The sequence below is a fragment of the Clostridium algidicarnis DSM 15099 genome (assembly GCF_002934235.1).
Taxonomy (GTDB): Bacteria; Bacillota; Clostridia; order Clostridiales; family Clostridiaceae; genus Clostridium_L; species Clostridium_L algidicarnis.
In genome coordinates this window covers 64,584-90,167 of the sequence record NZ_PTIS01000005.1, presented here as the reverse complement: position 1 = coordinate 90,167, position 25,584 = coordinate 64,584, and the positions used below count along the sequence as shown (strand labels likewise).

The window sequence follows — 25,584 nt, the reverse complement described above, 5'->3', positions numbered from 1 at the left end:
CTAATCTTCACTAAATAATAATTCTTCATTAATAGGATAGCTACCATATATCCTAGCCCCGTCCATTAATGCATCAATATTTTCCATAGGTGTGTTCATAGGGATTTGACAACCTGAACTAAGTATATATCCCTTTTTAGCTCCATAGGTCTTCTTAATACATTCTTTTGCAGCTCTAAGTACATCTTCTCTTGTTCCTTTTTGTATTACGTCAACTGGTGGTACATTTCCTGATATTGTAACCCTATCCCCCATTATTTCCTTAGCATCAGCAAGATCTTCTACATTATCTATACTAAAACTAGAAACTCCTGTATCCATAACTGTTTGCCAAATACCTTTGCTTTTACCACAAATATGAATTGAAGCACTCCTTCCTGTTAATGACTTCATCTTATCCACATTTTTCTTTATATAGGGAGCAGAAAATTCATTGAATTGTTTAACACTTATTAAGCTAGTTGAAGACACTGGATCTGAAAAGCCCACCCCCACACCTAGCTCTGCTGCCTTTTCTATAAATCTATTATTTGATTCAGTAACTATTTCCATTAATATATGAACTTTATCTGGATATTTAAGCATCCATTTTAAAAGATTTTCAGTACCAACTACTGAAGCTGCCGTACTAAAAGGTCCCGCAAGGCCTGCTCCAACATTTACCTCATTTCCAATTTTATCTTTTATAATACTTATGGCCTTAAGAACTAATGGCAATTTCCCATCCTTTTCAGGATCAGAGGGTTTTAAACTTTCTATTTGATCTATACTATTTACTACAGGTGATTCCATAAGTGAAATACTATTATCAGGATAATGCATTTTAGATCCCATTGCCTCAGCAACTCCTCTTAATGTAACTGAAACACTTACACCATCATGGTTTAACCGTCTAAATAATGCTATCTCAAGCTCTGCCATTCTTTCTGCTGAATGGTAATATTCTTTAAGAGGTATTCCTATGAATGGTGCCATGGTTACACCCATATGTGGATTACATGGTATACGGTCTATTTCAAGTCCTTTTGCAAAAGCTGTCATTCTTTCCTTTGGAGTCATTTGATCTCTTTTCAATCTTACCCCTTCTTTCAATTAACTTGCTACCATTAATTTCATTCTTTTTACGGCCTCATTTGCATCTACAGTATACGCATCTGCACCAATCTCATCTGCAAATCTTTGAGATATTGGTCCTCCACCAATCATTACTTTATATTTATCTCTTATATTATTCTCTTTTAACATATCTATTACAGATTTCATCCCCATCATAGTAGTTGTCATTAAAGTGGACATACATATGAAATTTGCCCCTACCTCTTCCGCCACTGTGATGAAGCTTTTTAATGGAACATCTCTACCTAAATCATATACTTCAATACCTGCAGATTCTGTCATTATCTTAACCAAATTCTTACCTATATCATGTGTATCTCCTTCTACCACCCCAATAACTACCTTTATTGGATTAGCAGTAACGTCTACTTTTACATGTGGCTTTAATATATCAAGTCCTATGTTTAAGGTATCTGAACAAGTAAGAACCTCTGGAAGAAAATATTCATTTTCTTCATAAAGTTGTCCTACCTTATCCATGCCAACAACTAAACCTTTTGCAATTGTCTTATCAGCTGGTATTGAAAGCTCTAAAGATCTATTACATAGTTTCGCCACCAGATCATCTTCCATCTCTATTACAGCCTCACTAATTTCTTCAAATAGCTTCTCTTCCTTCATTGATACATCCCCCTTAACTTGCTAGACTTGTCAATTAATATTGTATATCCTTTGACAATAGTATACAAATAGGGATTATCTATGTGAAACCTTATTGGTATAGGATAAAATAAAAAATCAAAGTAAATTAGGTTAACTATGAAGAATAATATTAAAGTAATGATTCAATTTTTTGATTTGAATATTTTCTTTATTTCCTAGCTAATGATTATTTGTTCCTTTTCTATTTACGTTTATTTTGAAAACATCTAAACAAGTTTAATCTTTATATATTAAAAGGACTAAGGGATTTATCCCAAAGTCCTATATCATTAAATAATATTTAATTATTATTTCATTACTAAACCTTAATATCATAATCTTTTAAAGTTAAGAATTAGTTCCTTAAGTATTTTATTAATTTGAATTAGTTCGTTTATCTCCTAAAAAGAAAAGTGCTACAGTTCCTGGTCCTGTATGTGATCCGATTACAGTTCCAACGCTATTTATCATTACTTTGCCATTAAGATTTACAAATTTCTCCTCTACTAAGTCAGCAACCCTTCGAGCATCATCATAACATGCTGAATTAGATATAAAACATTTGCCAGAATAGTTAAGTCCGTCTTGTGCATGGACTTCCATCATGTGCACAATTTCAGATATAACATGCTTTTTACCACGAATTTTAGTACGAGGAGTAAGCAGTCCATCATAACTCATATCTAATAATGGACATATATTTAGTAAAGTACCAACAGCTGCAGAGGTAGCTGATATACGACCACCGCGCTTGTAATGTGTAAGATCCGTAGAGAAAAACCAATGGTGAACGTTAAGCTTATTTTCTTCTACAAAGCTATGTGTTTCTTCTATAGTTGCATTGTTGTCACGCATATCAGCAGCTATATCCACTAATAGACCATAACCTGAGGATGCACCTAAGGAATCCACAATCTTAATTTTTCTTTCTGGATATTTAACTAAAAGTTCTTCCATTGCTATGCAGGCTGAATTATATACACCTGATAACCCTGTTGAAAGAGAAATATGCAAGATATCCTTGCCCTCTTTTAAATATGGTTCGAAAAAGTTTATAAATTGCCCTACATTAACTTGGGAGGTTGTAGGCATAGCTCCTGAAGCTATTTTCCCATAAAACTCTTCAAAAGGCATTGTTTGTCCCAAATCATCTAGATATTCCTCCCCATCAATATTGTAATGAAAACAAACAAATGGAATATTCCGTTTGTTGAAGTACTCGTATGGCATATCCGCTGTGGAACAACAAGTTAAAATATAGTCAGACATTCTCAACACTCCTTTATATAATGTAATTATAATTGCTTTTTTATTTTTAAAAATTTACACACTAATTCTTTAAATTGTAACACAAAACATTATTATTTGCTATCAAATATAAAATCAAAAAACAAGCCCACACACTTGCACCATACTATTTACAATGTTTTCTAAAACATCATACATGCTTTTCTGCTTTAATATAAATTATATAATTTAGTATTAATCTACACACATCATCCCAAATTTAAAATTAACCTTAATTTGAGATTTTTTAATTAATACTGAGTTAACTATTAAAGGAATGATAATCAAGTATTCACACTTATGATTTTAAAGATTTCATATAATTATCCATATCAAAATACTTCAAAATCGAATTGTCTTTCTGATATAAGGGATGTTTTGGTGATCCAGATTTATTTATTCCTGTAGTAACCCAAGTTATATTGTTTTCTTTAATTTCTTTATATATATCGTTAAAACAAGGAATTAAATACTTTCTATGGTAAACATGATCACCAAACGCAAGCCATATTGTAGGTTTTTCTACTTTATCTAAATACTTTTTTATTATATTTATATTTTTTAAATGAATGCTATCATTACAAACATCTTGTAAATTTTCAAATATTGTATCTCTTTTAGGGTAAACATTAAACATAACCCAACTATCATACCCATTATTCAATGCAATCTTTTCTACTTTCTTTAATGTTGGATCTAGTAAGTTTGGTTCTGCTATACTAGGATTGATACCAAAACAAAATAACGGATTTTCCCCCACTGTTCCAATGACATATCGTATTGTATTTTTTTCTTCAATTTCATAAATCCAATTATGCATATTTAAATCTCCTTTATACTTTTTTAGCTATTAATTAATAATTTCAAATATGAACTTTTGTTTATGTTTGTTGTAAAATTAACCTTATCATGATTCTTTCTTACTTTATCTTATATTATCTTAAATACATTTTATACTGTAATTGGTACAACCTCAATATAGCGACTAGAAGAACCTTATCTAAAGATTAATCATATAATACTATTGTAAATCTATGAAAGGAATGAACAATATGTATAATGCTTATAAAACATATCCATGCCCTTATTACATGAATACACCAGATTATAATTTAGATACAATGTATAATCCTTACAACTCCTATCGATGTCCCTATTTTGATAATACATCCATGAATAACTCTGACTTGTCTCAAAGACAATTAAAAGATTATGGTCCACAACCATTTGTAATTAATATTGAGGAGGCAACTAATCAAAACAATACTTTTCGTACTGCTTTATGGACAGGAAACTATTTGCAACTTACCTTGATGAGTATTCCAGTTGGCGGAGAAATAGGTTTAGAGATGCACCCTGACGTTGATCAATTTATACGTATTGAAGACGGCGAAGGCATTGTTAAAATGGGTGATAGAAAAGATTATTTGGATTTTCAACAAAGAGTCTCTGATGATTTTATTTTCATAATTCCTGCTGGTAAATGGCACAATCTAATTAATACAGGCAATAACCCAATTAAATTATATTCTATTTATGCACCTCCTCAGCATCCACACGGCACAGTTCACCTAACTAAAGCCGATTCAGATGCAGCTGAGCAAAACCATAACTACGATTTTGAAAATAACCAAAGATATACTAGAGAAACTAAAGAGCTTACCTTAGAGGAACTTTCTCAATATAATGGCACTATGGGTAAACCAGCTTACGTAGCAGTTAATGGAATAGTATATGATGTAAGTAATAATTCCAAATGGAGTGGAGGTACCCACTTCGGGCTAACTGCTGGCAAAGATTTAACAGCACAATTTGAAAGTTGCCATGGAGCATCAAACAAACTATCTAATCTTCCTAAAATTGGTATACTTAAAAAATAAATATAAGATTGATTTAAAAATAAAATGTGATAACTTAAATGCTAAGCTATCACATTTTTCTATGCTTTATTAATAATAATATCTTGCCATCTTACTCTTTAGAAGCAATTCAGATGTACCATCTCTTTCCCACAGTTCAACTTGTTCTATAGCCTCCTGTGGATTCTTTCCAAGTCCAACAAGCACTCCTGATAATATAAATTCTTGATATAAATGTTCTGGATTAATTCCTTCTTTGGCTTCTGCTAAAGCACGATTTACTAATGGTGTTATATATCTTACCCAATCATCTGGTGTAAATTTAGATGTATCCTTTGCAGGATCTTTATCCATAGCCTTAGCATTCATGCTACTGTTTAAGGTAAATAGATAATTGTATTTTGAAGAATGTTTTATTTCATCTGTAATTATATCAAATAATACATCTCTATAAGGTCCAATAGGTAGAGCGCTTCTGATATCCCTATACTTTTCTACTGCCCTTAACTCTCCAAATAAAGCTTTTTTAATACCCTCTATATAAGATTTTGGTTTTTCAAAGGTTTCTTCATCACCTGATGGTACTTCAACACCTGTGAAGTCTTTATAAATCTTTCTAAACAATGTATTATGTCTACGTTCATCATCCCTTATAGAAGTCAAAATATCTTTTTCTTCTGTAGTAGGAGCCACACTTATAAGATAATCATAAAAAAGTTCATCTTCTCTCTCACCTTGAACAGCCTTTTTTACGCCCTCAAGTGCCATCTGTAATTGAGGACTATACATCATCTGATTATTTGCTCTTGGCATAACATACACTAAAAATCCCTCCTGAAATAATAATTCAACAATATAGTATATGTGTAAATATATAAATGTGACCTTTCACTGACTGGTTTATCCAATGACTACCATCTGTAACACCCCTATGCTCTTCAAGGTGGGGTGGACTGCTGTTACGCCCCTGGATAAGTTCTTCTAATGATGACTATCTATATAACTTAACTACAAATAACTTATATATTCTAAGGAATTTTCTTTAATTTGGATAGCTTTTAATGATTTCAAGTTGCCCTTTTATAGAATATTTACCTAAAGTAGCTGGAATTAAATAGCTATCACCTTTTTTAATTTTCTCTTTTGAATTTTTGAATATAATTTCCCCATTACCTTCTACACAAGTTATAATGAAAAACTTTTTCTCGTCACTCTCATCATTTAATTCCTTTTTTATATTATACTTTTCCATTCCAAAATATTCATTCTCACATAATAATACTTTAGAAAACCCTTCAAAGTCTGCTACTTCATTTTCAGAACAATTTATTGCTTTTAAATCAAAATTTATTACTTGTAATGACTGATCAACATGAAGCTCTCTCTTCCTACCATAATCATATACTCTATAAGTAATATCCGAATTTTGTTGTATTTCTGCAATTGTTAGCCCTCCACCTATAGCATGAACTAATCCGCTATTAATAAGAAAACTATCACCTTTTTTTACTTCAATAATATTTAGATATTCCTCGCATTTACCTTCTTTAATTGCCTTTTCAAATTCTTCTTTAGAACAATCTTTAGTTCCAATAATTAATTTTGCACCAGGTTTTGCATCCATTACATACCAAGCTTCTGTTTTTCCATATTCATTAGCATATTTTTTAGCATATTCATCCCCTGGATGAACCTGAACAGATAAGTTTTCCTCTGAGTTTATTAGCTTAAGTAATAGAGGAAATTTTTCTGTACTAACATCTGTGCCAACTAAAGAATGACCATATCTTTTGATAATTTCATCGAAACCTCTTCCTTTAAATTGTCCATTAGCTACAATACTCATGCCATTTTTATGACAAGCTACATCCCAGCTCTCTCCAATATTTCCTTTTGGCAAATTACACCTAAAGTCTTCAAAGTCTCTTCCACCCCAAATCTTATCATAATATAAATTTTCAAATCTTATTGGATACATATCTTCACCCCATGAATTCTTTTTAATTATACTTCTACCTTATTTTATCATATGCTTACTTTAAATATAATGAAATGCTTGTACCTGAAATTTTCTTATCCCCTTAGGTAGTCGATTATTACTATACAAGAACTCTCTGGTCCCAGAGGTAGTTGCGTTTTACCCCACCCCCATAATTGTATTTTCACCAAAGACCTTTTCATCTACTTTATCAAATATCTTATTATAAACCTTACCGTATACAACTCCTATGATGTTATCAACTATACGTATAACTATGGCCCAATGTAATCCAAATATAGGAACTGCTGCTGACAGTGCACCAAAGCAATTAAATGAAGTTTGCCATGTATACATTCCAGAGGCCCCTACCATAAGTCCACCTATAATGCCAACATAACCTTTATATCCCTCTGGTATAACTAAATACAATGCTACAAACATTAAAGATCCTATAATTGTGAATGGACATCTCCTTTTTACGCGGTATTGAATCTTTTCTTTATCTGGTTGCATTACTGACATAAATGCAAATCCAGCCCATATAACACGTGGTAAATTTACCAGTTCTCCAATTAAAATAATAATAGTTATTCCTAATACAAGTTTCAACTGCCATTTAGTACGTGGTTTACTAAAATCTATATCTTTAATTATATCACTAAAGCTATTTTCAAAATTTACCTTTATATGCTTATAATAAAAAATTCCTGAAACTATTATTCCACCTAGGATTAATGCAAATATCCTATTTATATATCCATTCACATCATCAACATGATATCCATATAAAAGTAGATAGGATAATACAAGCGTTGATTGATTAGATAAAGTTACGTTATGACAGGATAAAATCACAATTGCCATCATTGAAATAAAGTTTATTATACTAGCTAATACTGGATGGACTATTGATGCTAAATATGGCGAAACAATGAATATAGCAAATATTCCTAATATAGCAATGGTTGATTGTGTTGTTTTAAAATCTAAGTTTGAAAATCTAAATGTCAATAATGCTATAACTGTTACTACACCTACTATGCTATTATCACTACCAAATACATTATTAAAAAAGGTTACTACAATCATACAAAATAAAAGGCATAAAAAGTTCTTAACTATTAAAGCTACTATATACCTTTTCTTTAATTTGTTATCTTCAGTATCTTTAATTAACGGTTTAAGATTAACTGCTCCTAGTTGCATTGCTTCATAAAAACTCATCATTATATTCCTTCCACATGATCATTCATTTTTACATTTGCTTCTTCTATACATGCCATCAACTGTGAAAAGTCCTTTTCACCCAATTTTCTACGAAGCTCATATATTGGCCCTAAATAATGCTTATATATATTCTTTAATTGTTCTTCTCCCAATTCTGTTATAGAAACAAAATAACTCCTCTTATCATTTTCATCCTTAGTTTTAATTAAATAACCTATATTATTTAATTTGTCTATTATTCTACTTATTATTGTCTTATTTACTTTCATAAGCTTACTAAGAGTCATTGGAGTCATCTTTTCATTACTAACTGCCAGTCTAGATAATAACTCTAAGTGTTCTGCTGGCATTTGATATTCTTTAGTGGCACGTTGTATCATTACCCTACTAAAATATCTTATACTCTGCATACTTTCTAACATATAAATCCAATTTGAATCTTCCACTATTATTACCACACTTTCTAAATTAATTGGCTATATAAATATATTTAAAAATACCAAATCCATTTAATATAGTTTACTTTGTAAACTATATTTTAATAGTGTTTTTATTATTTGTCAAATTATGCTTTAACATTTCTATAGTTTCCCACATTTATACCCCACATGGAAACCAACTAAAAAAGCACTTCATTAAATTTTATTTTAATGAAATGCTTTTACCTGATAATTCACTAGGCCTCAGAGGTGAGAGGGAGACTAAGTTTCCCATTTTATTCCACCCTGGGTTCCTTATATAAAAAAATGTCTCCCCATGGGACACATCACTTGCGTGAGAGGTGCGGGGAGTCCTGTTACTATTATAATATGCCATGAGTGTAGACATGTCAATCTGATTCCTCAATTAGGTTTGAGTCAAGTAAAAGTGGGCAACTATTTTATTTGATTTATTATCCATTATCTTATATTTTATATTGTCTACTAAGTTTTACGGAACTAAACTCTAAAAAGCTTTCCATAGTCTACAAACCTTTCATTAAACCTCTTATCTTATCATTAAGTTACCCTCTTGCTATTTGCCATTGCTAATATTTCTGCTTAAGCGCAGTTTTCCATTTTATTCTACCCTGGGTTCCTTGTTAAGCATAACTATCTTTTTTACTCCAATTTTTTTAAGCTCGTTTATTGCTCTTTTTAATCATGTTTAACTTCATCAAAAATTACAATATACCCTGCATATTCTTTATCTATTGCTATATGAACCACTGTACCTAAAATTGCCGATTAAGATATATTCCACTCCCAATCGGCATTAAAAGGATTACTAATTATAGATTCTTTACATTCAAAGCTCTAAAAGCATTTAATACTGCGATGATAGTTACACCTACATCTGCAAATATAGCTGCCCACATAGTAGTTATTCCAAAAGCACTCAAAATAAGAACAATTATTTTTATTCCAATTGCAAATACTATGTTTTGATGTGCAATTTTTAGTGTCTTTTTAGAAATTTTCATTGCAGTAGCAATTTTCGATGGCTCATCAGTCATAATTACAATATCAGCAGCTTCAATGGCTGCATCAGAACCTAAACCACCCATTGCTATTCCAATGTCTGCACGGGCTAATACAGGTGCATCATTGATTCCGTCACCAACAAAAGCAAGTTTACCTTTTTTAGATTTTTGCGAAAATAATTCTTCTAGTTTTTCAACTTTGTCTGCTGGCAATAGTTCTGCATAAACCTTATCAAGACCAAGCTCTTTAGCAACTTTTGAACCAACACTTTTATTATCACCTGTCAACATAACTGTTTGTTTAATATTAGCTGCCTTAAGTTCCTTGATTGCTTGTGCTGAATCTTCCTTTACCTCATCGGCAATTAGAATATAACCTATATATTTGTTATTAACAGCAACATGTACAGCAGTACCGATCAGCTCTCCCTTGAAATAAGGGATATCCATCATTTTCATAAGTTTGATATTTCCTGCCATAACCTTTTTGCCATCTACTGTTGCAATAACACCATGACCTGATATCTCTTCTACATCTGAAATACGTCCATTGTCTATTTCTTTGCCATATGCACGTTTCAGTGAAAGTGAAATCGGATGATTGGAATAGCTTTCCACATATGCAGTTAATTCTAGTAGCTCTTCTTTGGAAACTCCTTCTGGATGAATTTCCTGTACATTAAATACACCTTTCGTTAGTGTTCCAGTTTTATCAAAAACAACAATTTCAGTTTCTGCTAAAGCCTCTAAATAGTTACTACCCTTGACTAAAATACCTTTTTTTGAAGCTCCACCTATTCCACCGAAGAAACTCAAAGGAATTGAAATAACTAAAGCACACGGACAGGATACCACAAGGAATGCTAGTGCTCTATATATCCAATCACTAAAAGTCGCCCCGTCTATAACAAGAGGCGGTATAATAGCTAGAAAAACTGCAATTATAACCACAACCGGTGTATAATATCTCGCAAACTTCGTAATAAATTGTTCTGAATTGGATTTTTTACTACTTGCATTTTCAACTAAATCAAGAATTTTACTTACTGTAGATTCTCCAAATTCCTTGGTAACCTCCGCTGTAATAACTCCATTAATGTTGATGCACCCACTTAGGATATCACTTCCAACTTCTACTTCACGAGGAACAGATTCGCCTGTTAGTGCCGATGTATCAATCATTGAACTTCCCTCAATTACCTTGCCATCAAGAGGAATTTTTTCTCCTGCTTTAATTACAATAATATCTCCAATTTGTACTTCATCTGGGTCAACTTTGACAAGTTCATCGCCTTTTTTAACATTTGCATAATCTGGTCGAATATCCATAAGGCTTGCAATTGACTTTCTCGACTTGCCAACTGCATAGCTTTGAAACAGTTCTCCAACTTGATAAAACAGCATAACTGCAACACCTTCAGGATACTCACCAATAAAAAATGCACCAATTGTTGCAATACTCATTAAAAAGTTTTCATCAAAAACTTGACCTTTAAAAATATTTTTTACAGCTCTTTTTACAACATCTCCGCCTACAATAATGTAACTTATTATAAAGAGAGCAATCTGTAACCATTCATTATTAAAATTAATAATTGTTGCTGCAACTAACACGGCTGCACCAATTATTATTCGCCATAGTCGTTTTGTCATACTAAACAGCCTCCTTTAAGCCTTTTTCATAGTTGTATCGGGTTCAATTTTTTTAACTATTTTTTCGGCCTCTGCTATTATTGTTGGCATTTTTTCATCCTCACCATCAATAACGAGTTTTGTGGTCATAAAGTTAACAGTAGCTTCTTTTACTCCATCAAGCTCATTAATAGCTTTTTCCATTTTTGCCGCGCAATTTGCACAATCCAAGCCTTCAAGTATAAATTTCTTTTTCATTATTAAATCCTCCTAAATATTATTTGTAATTTTATTTTAAATACTACAAGTCTTTTTCAAATTTTATTGAAACATAGCTCATTTGATATGAAGACTTAAATATCTGCCCAAATATCTTCAAAAAATATTCTATTATACCACATTACTACTTCTCGTTGATATGAATTAGACCTTGGTCAAATATTTCTCTTACATGATCATCAACTAATGAATAATATACTACTTTCCCTTCTTTTCTGTTTTTCACTAAATTAGCTTGTTTTAAGACTCTCAGCTGATGGGAAATTGCTGATTGTGTCATGTTAAGTAATACAGCGATATCACAAACACACATTTCAGCTTCATGTAAAGCCCATAATATCCTGATTCGTGTTGAATCTCCAAATACTTTAAATAATTCTGCTAGATCATAAAGGCTTTCTTCTTGAGGCATTTTATCTCTAACTTGATTTACAATATCCTCATGAATTACATTGCAGTCACATCTTTCAATTGAATTAAATTTTTCAGTCATATTATCACCTCTTTTTAAATCATTTCATCTGAATACTTGAGCAAGCATTCATACGTTGTGTATTTATTATATTATTGTTTTTCTCATATGTCAATAGTTATATGAGCATTTATTCAAGTGTTTTTTATATTATTTGAAATATCTCAAAACCATCTATTACGACATTAATACCATAAAAGGGTGATTTCTATACAAACCTATTTTAAAAACACAAATATTGTAGGTTCTATAATAGTTTGAAATAAAATTTCAAACTATTAAAAAACTATAGTGGTAGCTGTTTCAAAACAACTACCACTACATTAGATTATATAAAATTCTTATCATCCCAGAGGATTATTTCTCCCTCTTTCTGAGCCATCAATTTTTCCACCTTTATAATGTCATCACTCTTTTTACCCTATGTCATCTATAAAGCACCCCAAAAATAGGGGTCAAAAAACGGTGTTTTTTCGCTCATTTTTTGCTCCAAAATCACTCTTGAACCACTATATGTTGTGGTCAACTTCTACTTTTCGCCCCCTGAACCACAATACGTCATCAGAATTATACTCTCAACGTGACTTGTTTCTGAAAACATGTCTACTGGCTGCACTTCCTTTGTTTTGTAGCCCATTTCTTCTAAAATTGCTAGGTCTCTTGCGAGGGTTGATGGATCACAGGATACGTAGACTATTCTTTTTGGTGACATGTGGGCTATGGCTTCTAGCAGTTCTTTTGCGCAGCCTTTTCTTGGGGGATCTACTACTACAACCTCTGCTTTTATGCCTTTTTCTATAAGTTCTGGAATTACTGTTTCGGACTGTCCTACTATGAATTCTGTGTTATTAATTCCGTTGAGTTTTGCATTTTCCTTTGCATTTTCTATGGCTTCTTTTACTATTTCTACTCCGTATACCTTTTTTGCTTTTTGGGATAAAAACAGGGATATGGTTCCTGTACCACAGTAGGCATCGAATACTATTTCATCACCTTTTAAGTCTGCATATTCTAAGGCTTTTTTATAAAGTATTTCTGTTTGTATTGGATTTACTTGGAAGAATGATAACGGGGATATTTTAAACTTAAACTGGTCAATATAATCGCTTATATGATCTTCTCCAAATAAAACTATATTTTCTTCTCCAAGGACTACGTTTGTGAGTTTAGGATTTATATTTTGTATTATGGATTTTACTCCATCTATGTTATCCCTTATGAATTTTATGAATTCTTCTTTATATGGAACTTCCTTTGTAGTTGTTACTAAAACTACCATGACCTCATTAGTTTTGAAGCCTTTTCTAACCATTATGTGTCTTACTATTCCTTTTAGATTAGAAGCTTTACTTTCTATTTCGTTATAAGGCTCTATTCCATATTTATTCATCCACTGTCTTGTTATATCTACAGCTTTGTCTCCACTTTCATCTTGGATGATGCATTTTTTCATATCTATTATATTGTGGCTTCTTTGGGCATAAAATCCGATCTTTACATCACCTTTTTCACCACCTACTGGTAATTGAACCTTATTTCTATATCTATAAGGACTAGCTGACCCTATGGTGTTATGTATTGTGGCATCTTTAATCTTTCCTATTCTTTCAATACAATCTTTAACTCTTTTTGTTTTAAACTCCAGCTGTGACTCATAGCTCATGTGTTGAAGATTGCATCCTCCACATTTACTATATATTTCACATAAAGGTTCTACCCTATGTTTTGATGGGGTTATTATATCTATAAGCTTTCCAAAAGCATAATTTTTGTTTAATTTTATTATTTTTATTTTAGTCTTTTCACCTTCTATGGCTCCTTGTATAAATATTGGAAAGGAGTCAATTTTTGCCATGCCTTCTCCTTCGTACCCAGCTGATATTATATCTACTATGTATTCTTTGTTTTTTTCTATCAAGTACTTTCACCATCCATATTATATTTCTACTACTATATTATTATATCTTATATTTAAATTAGGGTATAGTTTTCATTTGAAATTAAGTTTAAAAATCGATCTTAAATCCGGAATTATATTTACTTATTATTCCAACCTTGCTTTTTTCAAATTAATGCAAAAAAAAGCACCTTTTAAGGTGCTAAGTATAGAATCAGTTGCCATAACTCCATATTCGTGATTTACGATTATATCACTAATTATTAACCTATACATATAGAATATACCATTAATTAACTGTTTATTTGTTAACTTTCTGTTAACTTTGTATTTATGCAATAAATATTGCACTTTAGTTCCAAATTAATCCTTATTCATAAGGTTAGATAGGATTATTGAGCAATATTGCATGATTTCCTTCAAGTCTATTTCTTTCAACATGTTTTCATTTAAAGTATTCTTATTTAAAGCATTTTCATTTAAAGTCTTTTTATTTAAAGTCTTTTAATTTAAATTCCTTCATTTAAAGTGCTTCGATTAACTTATATACAAGGGTATTAGTGTTTATCTATACATATTATATCCGATGGCTACCATCCGTAACACCCCTATCCTCTTCAAGGTGGGGAATGACGGCTGCTACGCCCCTGGATAAGTTCTTCTAGCCTTTTATGGAAAGATGTATTCCTTATAAGCAAACTCCACCTGAGTCTAAGACTCACTTGATTATTCTACTACATGGACCTTCATCATATTAGTTGATCCTATATCATTTATAGGTATTCCTGCTGCCATTACAACTAAGTCTCCTGTGTTAACAAAGCCTTCTTTTTTCACAAGTTCTATAGATTTTTCTATAAGTTCATCTGTACTTTCTGCTTTATGGGTTATCAAAGGAAATACTCCCCAGCTTAGACATAGCTTTCTTGCTACTCTTTCATAAGGTGTTACTGCTATTATTGGACATTTAGGTCTATACTTAGAAACTGTTCTTGCAGTACTTCCACTTTGGGTTGCTGTGATAATTACCTTAGCATTTAGTTCCATAGCTGTAGTAGTTGTAGCAAGGCTAATTGCTGTTGGAATTGATGGGGTATGTTGTAGTTTCTTTTTCATAAGTAGTGTTTTAAAATCTAGCTCTTTTTCTGTTTCTATAGCTATCCTTGACATTGTAGCTACTGATTCTACTGGATATTTTCCATTTGCCGTCTCTCCGCTAAGCATTATTGCATCTGTACCGTCGAAAATTGCATTAGCAACATCAGAAGCCTCTGCTCTTGTAGGTCTTGGATTTCTCATCATGGAATCTAACATTTGGGTTGCTGTAATAACTGGTATTCCTTTTCTATTGCATTTTTCAATTATCATCTTTTGAACTACAGGAACCTTTTCTATAGGTATTTCTACACCAAGATCTCCTCTAGCTACCATTATTCCATCTGCAACTTCTATGATTTCATTTATATTGTCTACGCCTTCTTGGTTTTCAATTTTAGCAAATATTGCTATATTATCTCCACCTATTTCTTTTAATATGTTTCTTATTTCTAAAATATCTGCGGCCTTTCTTATAAATGAAGCTGCTATAAGATCTACATCCATCTCCACTCCAAATTTTAAGTCATCAATATCTTTTTCAGTAACGGATGGAAGCTTCATTGAAACTCCTGGTACATTTACACCTTTATGATTAGATACCACACCGCTATTTACAACTGTGCAGTGAATTTTATTATCTTCTACTGATTCTACTCTAAGACCAACTAAGCCATCATCAATAAGTATAGAGTCTCCTTTTTTAACATCTTCTGCTAACTCATCATAGGTTACATAACACTTTGTGTTGTCCCCAATTATTTCTTCTTTGCAATATATGGTGAACTGATCTCCTTCATTTAACTCCACTGATTTAGCATTAAAATCTCCAGTTCTTATTTCTGGTCCCTTTGTATCTAACATTATTGCTATAGGTACATTAAGCTTTTTACTAAGATCTTTTACAAGATCCATTCTTATTTTATGTTCTAAGTGGTCTCCATGGGAAAAGTTATGTCTTGAAACGCTCATTCCTGATTTAATTATTTCTGAAAGCACCTCTTCATTATCACTTCCCGGACCTATCGTGCATACTATCTTGGTTTTTCTCATTAAATACACTCCTTTAAATAATTTTAGTAAGTTTTAACTTTTCAATGTTTTCAATCAATATTTAGTTTGTATTATGACAATACTTGAGCCATTTTATAAAGATCTTCATCAAATTTTCTTGGAATAGCTAGTGCTTCTTTAATATCTAAATCTACTACCTTTCCATCTCTAATACCTACAACTCTAGATGATCTTCCTTCCATTAATACCTCTACAGCTTTATATCCAAGTTTGGATGCAAGTACTCTATCAAAGGCCGTTGGGCTTCCTCCCCTTTGTATATGTCCTAGTATTGTAGCTCTTGCTTCAATGCCTGTCATCTTTTCTACGTGTCTAGCTAATTCTTCTGCTCCACCTACACCTTCTGCAAGTAATATTAAGTTATGCATCTTTCCTTTTAATCTTCCTGATAAAATTGATTTGCACAGTTCATTTACATCAAATTCTTTTTCAGGAACTATTATACTTTCTGCTCCTCCTGCAATTCCTGCATTTAAAGCTATATCTCCACAGTTTCTTCCCATTACTTCTACTATAGAAACTCTTTCATGGGAAGTAGATGTATCTCTTAATTTATTTATGGCATCTAAAACTGTATTTGAAGCTGTATCAAATCCTATAGTATATTCTGTGTATGCTAAATCATTATCTATAGTTCCAGGTAATCCTACAGTGGATACACCAAGTTCTGAAAGAAGCTTAGCCCCCATAAAAGAGCCATCTCCTCCAATTACCACAAGCCCATCTATGCCAAAAACTTCAAGTACATTAGCTGCCTTTTTTCTTCCCTCTTCAGTTTTAAATTCTTCGCATCTTGCAGTTCTAAGCATAGTACCTCCTCTTTGGATTATATCTGATACCGAATGCCTATCCATTGTGAATATTTCACCGTTTATAAGTCCGCTGTACCCTCTGCTAATTCCCATTACCTCTATACCTTTTTCTATAGCTGTCCTAACTACAGCCCTTATAGCAGCATTCATTCCTGGTGCATCCCCACCACTTGTAAGTATGGCTATTTTCTTCATAATTATTCCTCCTATACCGGCAGGTCAAATTCAGTCCCGCCTAGGTTAAATTTGTACTCGTTTATTTTTTAGACTTTGTATAATAAAAATCAAAGTATACATAATTAGTGCTCATTTTATTTAATTAATGACAGATACTGACATGCAATTTAATAATATATAGGTACTACCATTAATATCTTCTCACCTTAATTTTACTGAATTATGTAGGTTTTTTCAACTCTTTCTTCAAAATATTTAGTATAATTCACAATACTCTTGGTGTATACATTTACATCCTAGTATATCTTGTAGATTCCTATAATTATTTGTTTATTTAAAGCGATTCTAATTTTATCTTAGAACCGCTTTAAAAATTTAGGAGATTATCCTTATTAGTATTTACTAAAATCTAAGGATTATGAATTTTTATTTTTAATATCTACTTTAATTAATCCTTAACTAATTCTAAGTGATTTTTACCCTATCTTCTCCAAACTTTTCTCTTAAAATCCCTACTATTTCAGTATCTAAGTCTACCCATGCATCTCTTGAAAGTCTAAATGAAGTCCTTTCCTTTGCTGCAAATAAGTATACTGGGGTATTTCCTTTAAATTTAAACATTATTGTTTTTAAATCTTTTATTATATTTCTTGCTGTCTTTTCATCTTCTACCATTATATAAAGTTTTGAACTATCAACCTTTTCTAAGGGTATTATCTGCTCACAGATGATTTTAGGATCTTCATCTTCATTCATTACAAGCCTTCCCTTTATAACTATTAGGCTATCCGCATCTATTAAAGATGATAATTTTTCATAGGCTTTAGGGAATACTATACATTCTATAACTCCTGTTAAATCCTCTAGTTTTATAAAGGCCATCATATCATTATTTCTTGTTATTTTTCTATTGAAATCTGAAATAATTCCACCTATTGCTACTCTATCCCCATCTTTTAAAGTATCTGCTATAATTTTATTTATATTAGAATCTTCAATGGACTCTAGTAAATCAACTGATGTATTTTCTATTATAGAATTTTCACCATAAGTTTCATCATAATCACTAAATATTTTAGCAATATTAGTAGAAGTTTGAAGGTTTAAGCTTTTTTCATATTCATCTAAAGGATGTCCTGTAAGATATAATCCTGTCATTTCTTTTTCCATAGCTAATATATATTTTTTATCAAATTCTTTTATATTAGGATATTTTATTTGAAACTGCTCTTCTGTATTATCAAAGGTTGAAAAAAGGCTTACCTGGCCTTCTATGTTCTTCTTTTTTTGATTAGAAATTCCGTCTAACATCTTCTCATTTACTGCTAGCATTTGCGATCTAAAGGTCTTAAACCCATCAAAGGCTCCAGCTTTTATAAGACTTTCGGATGCTCTTTTATTAATGCTTGAAACTTCCATCTTATTGCAAAAATCATAAAGGGATACGAATCTACCCTTTTTCTCTCTAGATTCCACTATTCCATTTACTACATTTAATCCTACATTTTTCACAGAACCTAGTCCAAATCTTATGGTATCTCCTTTAACGGTGAACTTACCATAGCTTTCATTTATATCTGGTGATAAAACTTGTATTCCAATGCTTTCTGCAAATCTAATATACCCTGATACTTTTTCACTTATTCCCATGACGCTATTTAACATAGCAGCAATATATTCTACAGGATAATACTTCATAAAGTAAGCTGTTTGGTATCCAATTACAGCATAGGCCGCCGCGTGGGATTTATTAAATGCATAGGAAGCAAAATCCATCATTTGATCAAATATCTTATTTGCTGCTTCTTTTGAAATTCCATTTCTTACGCAACCTGGTACTTCTATATTTCCCTTTTCATCTACTACACCGTTTATGAAGTTATGTCTTTCCTCTTCCATAACCTTATGTTTTTTCTTTGACATAGCTCTTCTAACTAAGTCACTTCGGCCCATGGAATATCCTGCAAGCTTTCTAACAATTTCCATAACCTGCTATAGTGATAGGTAAGCCTTTGATACTATCTTCAGCTTTTCCCCCACTCCACACCGTACATGCAAGTTTCCCCGCATACGGCGTTCCATCGTCATAACTTTTATTCATTCTAATCAAACAACCTAAAACTTATAGTCTATTCATAATTATAACTAAGATTAAGGCTCTGTTTTTCCTTAACTATTATTGGTAATTCCAATAGTTGTCTTAATCTATTAACCTTTCTTATTTCAGTTTGTTTTAGATGTAGCAAATCTATATAATATTTAATTATCTCAAGTTTCTTTGCATGTAATAGTTTGTGTACATCCTTATCTACAAGAACAAGATTTGAATATTCATCAGTGCCACCTTTATATTTTGCTTTCTTATGATGGCAATGTATTTCATCGGTATTTGTAAATTCCTTACCAGTGATATAACATTTTCCCCATTGGGCAATGTATAATGAAATCCTGTTATCATAGTATTCAATGCTAATATTACCTATCTTTTGGTTCATTAATTGATACATGATGTTACTATTAGTTCTCAAATTATCATGTATTATTTTCCTACCCTCAATTGTGTAAGGGCATATTTTTCGATTAAGAGCAATCGGATTTTTAAACTGAACATAATAGATTGGGTAGATTGGTTCTCTCGTCCCCGCTATATATCTCAAGGATTTTGATTTCCCATATCGTTTCTTTTCTATGTCTCTTAGAGGCCTTCCTTGTCTCACAAGTCGGTTTCCCCTTTGTGTGTTCAATCTATTGTACATAATTCGGTAATTTCTATTTTGAATTCTATTTAAGTCATTTGCTACATTGGTAGCAATACGATAATAATTTTGAATTCCCATTACCATTGAATTGTAAATGACAACTTCCTTTGCTTCTTTATCTGAACCTTGATAGCTACAAAATACTTTTACTTGATTTGCTAACTTTTCACCCTTATCCCTAAGGGCTTTTTGACTAATATGTGAATCTACAACATACTTTGAACTTCTTTTCTTTTTATGAACTTTAATACTGAATCCTAAGAATTCCATACTTCTTTTTCTCACATCAACAATTCGAGTTTTTTCCTGTGAAATGTCTAACTTTAATCTTTCTTTTAACCATTTCTCAATGGCAACTTTAGATTTCTCCGCATCTTGCTTATTCTTACAAAATATACGGAAGTCATCAGCATATCTCACTATCCACAACTCTTTCAGATTGGTGGAGTCTCTCATCGCTCTGTAACCATGTCCTTTATCAACCGTTCCATTTTTCTGTAGTCTTTGACTATAGTTGTCAGTCACTTTGCTATACTGCCACTGACTTTCAACCCAATGGTCCAACTCATTTAGAACGATATTTGCGAGTAACGGAGATAAAATTCCTCCTTGTGGTGTTCCTTTATCTGGTTTTACCAAACTACCATCGGGCATTTTCATAGGAGCTTCTAAAATTCTTCGGATTACGTATAATAACTCTTTGTCACGAATTCCTAATGCCCATATTTGTTTGATGAGCTTGCTATGGTCAACGTTATCAAAGAAACCTTTTATATCGAATTCAATTACCCAATGTAAATTGGACATTTGCAACATTCGATAAGTTCTTGATATTGCATGTTCAACCGAGCGATTAGGCCTAAAGCCATAACTGTTATCAGAAAACTTTGCTTCGCAAATTGGTTCCATTACTTGTTTGATGCATTGTTGAACAAGTCTATCCCATATACAGGGAATACCAAGTGGTCTTATGCTCCCATTTGGTTTCGGAATTTCTTTTCTTCTAACAGCTTTTGGTCTATAGCCATGTTTACTTCCTCTTAGAATATACCTTACCATTTGAATAACTTCATCTGGTTGCATCCTTGCTATATCATTAATATTCTTTTTATCAGTACCAGGAGTAATACTACCTCCATTAGTTTTGATATTTCTATAAGCAAGTAAGATATTTTTCTCACTAAGGATAATATCCATTAGCTTGTAAAATTCAGAGTCCTTTTTACTCTTGTCATAAAGTTCATCAAAGACATTCTGCGTGTCGTAGTATTCATTATGTCTCAAACTGTCAATACAATTTCTTGTGTCTTTAGGCATAGGGCTCTCACTTCCTTTCTGTAGCTGAAAGTGAGCCTTTTTAGTCATACACGAAATCCCTATTGTGTTTGAATGAATGAATTTAATAACTAAATTTATAAAAGTTACAACGACTTGTGCCCATTCCTCCATCTTCATTACAAAGATTTCTTTGGTTCGAACACTACTTTTCAGCATTGGTTCAACTGCTTATTATTCTTCGTCAGTTTATATTTCCAAAAGTAATAATCATCTTTTGAAAATATCCAATACCTTTCCTCGTTCCAATAATTTCTATCTGTACATGATACCTTTAGGTGCTCAATATAAGCCTGTTAGCTTTGATGTGCCTGTAACACAACATAGTCTTTCATAACCAAGATTTTTACTCAACTACACTAACACTGTTTCAAACAGCCCCATATGTTTCCATATGGTGGTATATAGACCCTTTAAATTCTCGAGTTCGTCAGTCATTTTGACATACTCACCATAGGTATTTTGTAGACTTCCGGCATATCATAAATCCTATCTTATACTTTAATCTTTCATGACAGGTGGGTTCTAACCACTTTTGAACCAATCTTACTTGATTATTTCTTTGACTTAGACTTACTTCTGCCGACTTCACCGAGCTTCTGACATTTAAAGTTTCCTCTTGTAATGCCAGTCGGAGTATTAAAGAGTGTGTTTCAAGACGTTACCCTATCATTCCACACTTCGAAATTATTAGTTCTCCATTAATTACTTAATGTGCTTAGCCTTTGTTTATTTAAGCTAAGAACGAGTCGCACCTTGGTACACCATGACACCGTAGGTTACATCAAGTATGCTTTCGAGTTCTGGTGTTTCGTAAACTAACTTTTCAGGGTTTTTCTTACTTTCTATATACCTAGGTATTTCTGCCATAGGCCCTGGTCTATAAAGACTTATTCCAGCTATTATATCCTCTAAAGAGTCTGGCCTTAGTTCCTTCATAAAGTTAGTCATTCCTGCTGATTCTAGCTGAAATACACCAACGGTTTTACCTTCACCTATCATTTTATATACTTCTTTGTCCTCAAATTCTAGCTTATCTATGTCTATGTCAATTCCCCTGTTAACCTTTATCATATCTACTGTATCTCTCATTACAGTAAGGGTTCGAAGTCCAAGAAAGTCCATCTTCAAAAGTCCAAGTTCCTCTAGGGTTCCCATGGTAAATTGTGTAACTATCATTTCTTCATTCTTTTGAAGTGGCACATAATTTACAAGAGGCTGTGATGCTATAACTACACCTGCAGCATGGGTAGATGAATGTCTTGGAAGTCCTTCAAGGCTTCTACTTACATCTATTAATTCCTTTACTCTTATATCATCATCATAAGCATTTTTAAGTTCTTGGTTTAATTCCAAGGCCTTATCTATGGTTATATTAAGCACGGTAGGTATCATCTTAGCTATCTTATCTACCTCTTGATAGGAATAGCTCATAGCCCTTCCTACGTCTCTTATACAAGCCCTCGCTGCCATAGTTCCAAAGGTTATTATCTGAGACACATTGTCCTTGCCATACTTATCCACTACATAATCAATTATATCCTGACGCCTTTCATAACAAAAATCCGAATCAATATCTGGCATTGAGATTCTTTCTGGATTTAGAAATCTTTCAAAAATCAGTCCATACCTTATTGGATCTATCTTTGTTATGCCAAGGGTGTATGCAACTAGCGACCCCGCAGCTGAACCTCTTCCAGGACCTGTTGGAATACTATTTTCCACAGCAAATCTTATAAAGTCCCAAACTATTAAAAAGTAATCTATATAACCCATCTGATTTATTACCTGAAGTTCATAGTCAAGTCTTTCCACATATTCTTTTGCCTTTTTAGATTCCTCTGCTATTTCATAAATTCTTTCTAAACTAAAATTTTCTCCTTCTGTTTCACTAAATACCTCATACCTAGAAGCAAGGCCCTTGTAACAGGTTTCTTTTAGATATTCAAAGGGATCTATTCCTTCTTCTAGTGGAAATTTAGGTAGCTTAGATTTATGAAATTCATAATCAAAATTACACTGCTCTGCAATTTTAACTGTGTTTTCTAAGGCTTCTTTTATATAGGCAAATTCCCTCCACATTTCCTCTGGAGACTTTAAATAAAACTGATCTGAAGGATATCTCATTCTATTTTCTTCTTGTATGGTTTTTGCAGTTTGTATGCAAAGTAATACATCATGAGACTTTGAGTCTTCTCTATTTATATAATGGACATCATTTGTAGCTACTAAAGGAATGTTTAATTCTTTAGACATTTCAATTAATTCCTTGTTCACCTTTCTTTGATCGTCTATTCCATGATATTGAAGTTCTAAATAAAACCCATCTTTAAATGTTTCTTTATAAAAAAGTGCTGTTTTTACAGCTTTTGCTTTATTTTCTCTTAATATATAAGACTGAACTTCTCCTCCAAGGCATGCACTTAATGCTATAAGTCCTTCACTATGTGTTTTTAGGTAATCATGATCTATTCGAGGCTTATAATAAAAACCTTCTATAGATGCCTTAGATACTATCTTCATTAAGTTTTCATAACCTACTTCATTTTTCACAAGTAGCACTAGGTGATGAGTTTCATTTTCTTCATCAGCCTGCTTTAAACTTAGAGATTTAGCTACTACATATACTTCGCAACCTAAAATAGGTTTGATTCCAGCATCCTTTGCTGCCTTATAAAACTCAACGCAGCCATACATAACTCCATGATCAGTTATAGCTATACTTTCCATACCTAGCTCTTTAGCCTTTTCTATTATATTAGGTATCTTTCCAGATCCATCTAAAAGGCTGTACCCAGTATGCAAATGAAGGTGACAAAACTGCTTTTTAATGGAGCCTTCATTATGTTTTTCTTTGCTCTTTTCTAATGAATCCTCTGTATCTTTTTCTTCTAAAATTGAATAATCCAAAAATTTAATCCCCTTTCCAAAGAGATTTATTCATATTAATTATACCCTTAATAGCTTTTAATGTACATGGAATCACTATAGAAGCCTCCATCCTATACATAAATATTTTGCATTTCACAAATCCTTCTATAATATATTAAACACCTCTAGACTAATAAAAATATTAATCTAGAGGTGTTTTTGTAATTTTATTTAATTATAATGATTAAGTCTTAAGCACTCTACCTTTACTTTGTTATATATAAACTTAAAGTATATTATTTAAAGTATTTTTAGAATATATTATCTTATTAAATTTAAGAATGACTCACCGTTTTCAGGTCTATCTACCTTTAAAAAGTCAGCTACAGTAGCTCCAACATCGGATAAGGTCTTTCTTGTACCTAAATTAGCATTCTTTACATTCTTACCATAAATAAGTAAAGGCACACATTCTCTTGTGTGTTTACTATGACCTACAGTTGGGTCATTTCCATGGTCTGCCATGATTAATAATATATCGTCATCCTTTAATTTTTCTATAATCTTTTCTATATATTTATCAGCTATAGATAATTTTTCTGCATATCTTTCTACATTTTCTGCATGTCCACTTAAATCTGTTTCTTGAACATTAGTGCATATAAATCCTGTATCTATTTTATCCATTTCATCTAAGGTGAGCTGAAGAACTTCTGCTGTATCTACCCAGGATATGCTTTTGCCTTTTTCATTAATTACAACATCTGCAACCTTCCCAAGTAATGTAACATCTATGGAAGCTTCACCTAAAATAGTTGGTACTTGAACATTTGGGTCTACTCCATAACCTAAATGTCTACATTGATATCCTTTATTATAAACTCCAGACTTAGGTGCATTAACACCAATAAATCCATTTGGCTTCTCTTCAATAGCATTTAATATATCTTCTTTTGTTATGCCTTCTCCACCAAAGGTTATAACTCTTGGAACCATAACTATACTTCTAACTAATTTACCTACCTTTAAAACTTCAGTAAAAGGCATAAGTTCTAAAGATGCTGTAACATTCACAGCTTGACCAAGGTCTGTTTCTATATTATCAGCTACAGTAAGGGCACCATTCACCATAAGAAGTTTTGCCTCTTTCCCTTCTATATACTCCACATCATAGCCTTCTTTTTTAAGAAGGTTATATACCTCATCAATATATTTAGAAAAAGGTTCTCTTAATGGTTTCATAGGTTTTGTTCCCATTATTTCTTGGTGTCCAAAGAATGTATCCGCTCCAAAATGAGTTAATTCTGCCTTACCAAAGGTTGCTCCCTTAGCAAATTTCATAAGTCCAATCTCTTCACCTAAAGCATTCATAAGTCCTAGTCTTTCTAGAGTCTTAAGCTTTAAATTTGGAGAGTTTTCTAATATATGTTTGCAAGTATTTGATCCCATATCTTGCGGTCTTACAATACTAACATCCTTCATATACCCTATACCAAATCCATCTAAAACTATAACCATAAATTTACCCAACACTGTCACCCCTTCATCTTTTATTTAAAGATTTATTTTTCATAAGTTTATTTAATATCTCCCATCTAAAATCATAA

General features: G+C 32.1%; 17 protein-coding genes and 4 pseudogenes. 2 read left to right on the top strand and 19 right to left on the bottom strand.

What is annotated here, in order from left to right:
- The 4 genes from BD821_RS05390 to BD821_RS05375 all read right to left on the bottom strand — a co-directional run bounded on the left by BD821_RS05390 (nucleotide 1) and on the right by BD821_RS05375 (nucleotide 3,865).
- Nucleotides 1-1,059, bottom strand: a complete 1,059-nt coding sequence (locus BD821_RS05390) for a uroporphyrinogen decarboxylase family protein (RefSeq protein ID WP_372443407.1) — start codon at nucleotides 1,057-1,059, stop codon at nucleotides 1-3.
- A 33-nt stretch (nucleotides 1,060-1,092) separates the two neighbouring features.
- A complete protein-coding gene (locus BD821_RS05385; RefSeq protein WP_029452287.1) occupies nucleotides 1,093-1,737 on the bottom strand; it encodes a corrinoid protein in 645 nt (214 codons plus the stop codon).
- 396 nt (nucleotides 1,738-2,133) lie between these two features.
- A complete protein-coding gene (locus BD821_RS05380) occupies nucleotides 2,134-3,027 on the bottom strand; it encodes a DegV family protein (protein ID WP_104409640.1) in 894 nt (297 codons plus the stop codon).
- A 316-nt stretch (nucleotides 3,028-3,343) separates the two neighbouring features.
- A complete protein-coding gene (locus tag BD821_RS05375; protein WP_104409639.1) occupies nucleotides 3,344-3,865 on the bottom strand; it encodes a DUF1643 domain-containing protein in 522 nt (173 codons plus the stop codon).
- 232 nt (nucleotides 3,866-4,097) lie between these two features.
- Here BD821_RS05375 and BD821_RS05370 point away from each other — a divergent pair.
- A pseudogene (locus BD821_RS05370) lies at nucleotides 4,098-4,658 on the top strand (cupin domain-containing protein); the annotation flags it as partial.
- A 60-nt stretch (nucleotides 4,659-4,718) separates the two neighbouring features.
- A pseudogene (locus BD821_RS13640) lies at nucleotides 4,719-4,925 on the top strand (cytochrome b5 domain-containing protein); the annotation flags it as partial.
- 69 nt (nucleotides 4,926-4,994) lie between these two features.
- Here BD821_RS13640 and BD821_RS05365 read toward each other — a convergent pair.
- The 15 genes and pseudogenes from BD821_RS05365 to BD821_RS05300 form a co-directional block, all read right to left on the bottom strand.
- Nucleotides 4,995-5,717, bottom strand: a complete 723-nt coding sequence (locus BD821_RS05365) for a ferritin-like domain-containing protein (RefSeq protein ID WP_104409676.1) — start codon at nucleotides 5,715-5,717, stop codon at nucleotides 4,995-4,997.
- A 229-nt stretch (nucleotides 5,718-5,946) separates the two neighbouring features.
- On the bottom strand, nucleotides 5,947-6,882 hold the full coding sequence (locus BD821_RS05360) for a type I phosphomannose isomerase catalytic subunit (protein ID WP_104409637.1): 936 nt from the start codon (nucleotides 6,880-6,882) through the stop codon (nucleotides 5,947-5,949).
- Nucleotides 6,883-7,041: 159 nt separating this feature from the next.
- Nucleotides 7,042-8,112: an FUSC family protein gene (locus BD821_RS05355; RefSeq protein WP_226104351.1), complete on the bottom strand. Its 1,071-nt coding sequence runs from the start codon at nucleotides 8,110-8,112 to the stop codon at nucleotides 7,042-7,044.
- Complete coding sequence (locus BD821_RS05350) at nucleotides 8,112-8,558, bottom strand: MarR family winged helix-turn-helix transcriptional regulator (protein ID WP_104409636.1); 447 nt, start codon at nucleotides 8,556-8,558, stop codon at nucleotides 8,112-8,114. The genes BD821_RS05355 and BD821_RS05350 overlap by 1 nt, the downstream gene beginning before the upstream one ends.
- An 824-nt stretch (nucleotides 8,559-9,382) precedes the next feature.
- Nucleotides 9,383-11,227 (bottom strand): heavy metal translocating P-type ATPase, encoded by a 1,845-nt coding sequence (locus tag BD821_RS05345; RefSeq protein WP_104409635.1) that lies wholly within the window; start codon nucleotides 11,225-11,227, stop codon nucleotides 9,383-9,385.
- Between the two features lie 15 nt (nucleotides 11,228-11,242).
- Entirely contained in the window at nucleotides 11,243-11,464 is a 222-nt protein-coding gene (locus tag BD821_RS05340; RefSeq protein WP_003145146.1) for a cation transporter, read from the bottom strand.
- Between the two features lie 145 nt (nucleotides 11,465-11,609).
- Nucleotides 11,610-11,978 (bottom strand): ArsR/SmtB family transcription factor, encoded by a 369-nt coding sequence (locus BD821_RS05335; protein WP_104409634.1) that lies wholly within the window; start codon nucleotides 11,976-11,978, stop codon nucleotides 11,610-11,612.
- 508 nt (nucleotides 11,979-12,486) lie between these two features.
- Nucleotides 12,487-13,875, bottom strand: coding sequence for a 23S rRNA (uracil(1939)-C(5))-methyltransferase RlmD (gene rlmD, locus BD821_RS05330; protein WP_104409633.1), 1,389 nt, complete (start codon nucleotides 13,873-13,875; stop codon nucleotides 12,487-12,489).
- 705 nt (nucleotides 13,876-14,580) lie between these two features.
- Nucleotides 14,581-16,002, bottom strand: a complete 1,422-nt coding sequence (gene pyk, locus BD821_RS05325; RefSeq protein WP_104409632.1) for a pyruvate kinase — start codon at nucleotides 16,000-16,002, stop codon at nucleotides 14,581-14,583.
- 71 nt (nucleotides 16,003-16,073) lie between these two features.
- Entirely contained in the window at nucleotides 16,074-17,030 is a 957-nt protein-coding gene (gene pfkA, locus BD821_RS05320) for a 6-phosphofructokinase (RefSeq protein WP_104409631.1), read from the bottom strand.
- Between the two features lie 447 nt (nucleotides 17,031-17,477).
- Nucleotides 17,478-19,004: pseudogene (locus tag BD821_RS05315) on the bottom strand (helix-hairpin-helix domain-containing protein); the annotation flags it as partial.
- The gene (locus BD821_RS13760; protein ID WP_278335144.1) at nucleotides 18,985-19,113 is read right to left on the bottom strand and encodes a hypothetical protein; all 129 of its coding nucleotides are present in this window, start codon (nucleotides 19,111-19,113) and stop codon (nucleotides 18,985-18,987) included. The gene BD821_RS13760 and the pseudogene BD821_RS05315, both read right to left, overlap by 20 nt.
- A 28-nt stretch (nucleotides 19,114-19,141) precedes the next feature.
- The gene (gene ltrA / locus BD821_RS05310; protein WP_479723206.1) at nucleotides 19,142-21,265 is read right to left on the bottom strand and encodes a group II intron reverse transcriptase/maturase; all 2,124 of its coding nucleotides are present in this window, start codon (nucleotides 21,263-21,265) and stop codon (nucleotides 19,142-19,144) included.
- Nucleotides 21,266-21,862: 597 nt separating this feature from the next.
- Nucleotides 21,863-23,938, bottom strand: a pseudogene (gene dnaE, locus BD821_RS05305) (DNA polymerase III subunit alpha); the annotation flags it as partial.
- Nucleotides 23,939-24,298: 360 nt separating this feature from the next.
- The gene (locus BD821_RS05300; RefSeq protein WP_104409629.1) at nucleotides 24,299-25,507 is read right to left on the bottom strand and encodes a phosphopentomutase; all 1,209 of its coding nucleotides are present in this window, start codon (nucleotides 25,505-25,507) and stop codon (nucleotides 24,299-24,301) included.
- Between the last annotated feature and the right edge of the window lie 77 nt (nucleotides 25,508-25,584).

What these genes read in the sequence shown, in the direction of transcription:
- BD821_RS05390 (WP_372443407.1), bottom strand. Translation starts at nt 1,059, where the DNA reads ATGACTCCAAAGGAAAGAATGACAGCTTTTGCAAAAGGACTTGAAATA.
- BD821_RS05385 (WP_029452287.1), bottom strand. Translation starts at nt 1,737, where the DNA reads ATGAAGGAAGAGAAGCTATTTGAAGAAATTAGTGAGGCTGTAATAGAG.
- BD821_RS05380 (WP_104409640.1), bottom strand. Translation starts at nt 3,027, where the DNA reads ATGTCTGACTATATTTTAACTTGTTGTTCCACAGCGGATATGCCATAC.
- BD821_RS05375 (WP_104409639.1), bottom strand. Translation starts at nt 3,865, where the DNA reads ATGCATAATTGGATTTATGAAATTGAAGAAAAAAATACAATACGATAT.
- BD821_RS05365 (WP_104409676.1), bottom strand. Translation starts at nt 5,717, where the DNA reads ATGCCAAGAGCAAATAATCAGATGATGTATAGTCCTCAATTACAGATG.
- BD821_RS05360 (WP_104409637.1), bottom strand. Translation starts at nt 6,882, where the DNA reads ATGTATCCAATAAGATTTGAAAATTTATATTATGATAAGATTTGGGGT.
- BD821_RS05355 (WP_226104351.1), bottom strand. Translation starts at nt 8,112, where the DNA reads ATGATGAGTTTTTATGAAGCAATGCAACTAGGAGCAGTTAATCTTAAA.
- BD821_RS05345 (WP_104409635.1), bottom strand. Translation starts at nt 11,227, where the DNA reads ATGACAAAACGACTATGGCGAATAATAATTGGTGCAGCCGTGTTAGTT.
- BD821_RS05340 (WP_003145146.1), bottom strand. Translation starts at nt 11,464, where the DNA reads ATGAAAAAGAAATTTATACTTGAAGGCTTGGATTGTGCAAATTGCGCG.
- BD821_RS05335 (WP_104409634.1), bottom strand. Translation starts at nt 11,978, where the DNA reads ATGACTGAAAAATTTAATTCAATTGAAAGATGTGACTGCAATGTAATT.
- pyk (WP_104409632.1), bottom strand. Translation starts at nt 16,002, where the DNA reads ATGAGAAAAACCAAGATAGTATGCACGATAGGTCCGGGAAGTGATAAT.
- pfkA (WP_104409631.1), bottom strand. Translation starts at nt 17,030, where the DNA reads ATGAAGAAAATAGCCATACTTACAAGTGGTGGGGATGCACCAGGAATG.
- BD821_RS13760 (WP_278335144.1), bottom strand. Translation starts at nt 19,113, where the DNA reads ATGAATAAAAGTTATGACGATGGAACGCCGTATGCGGGGAAACTTGCA.
- ltrA (WP_479723206.1), bottom strand. Translation starts at nt 21,265, where the DNA reads ATGCTGAAAAGTAGTGTTCGAACCAAAGAAATCTTTGTAATGAAGATG.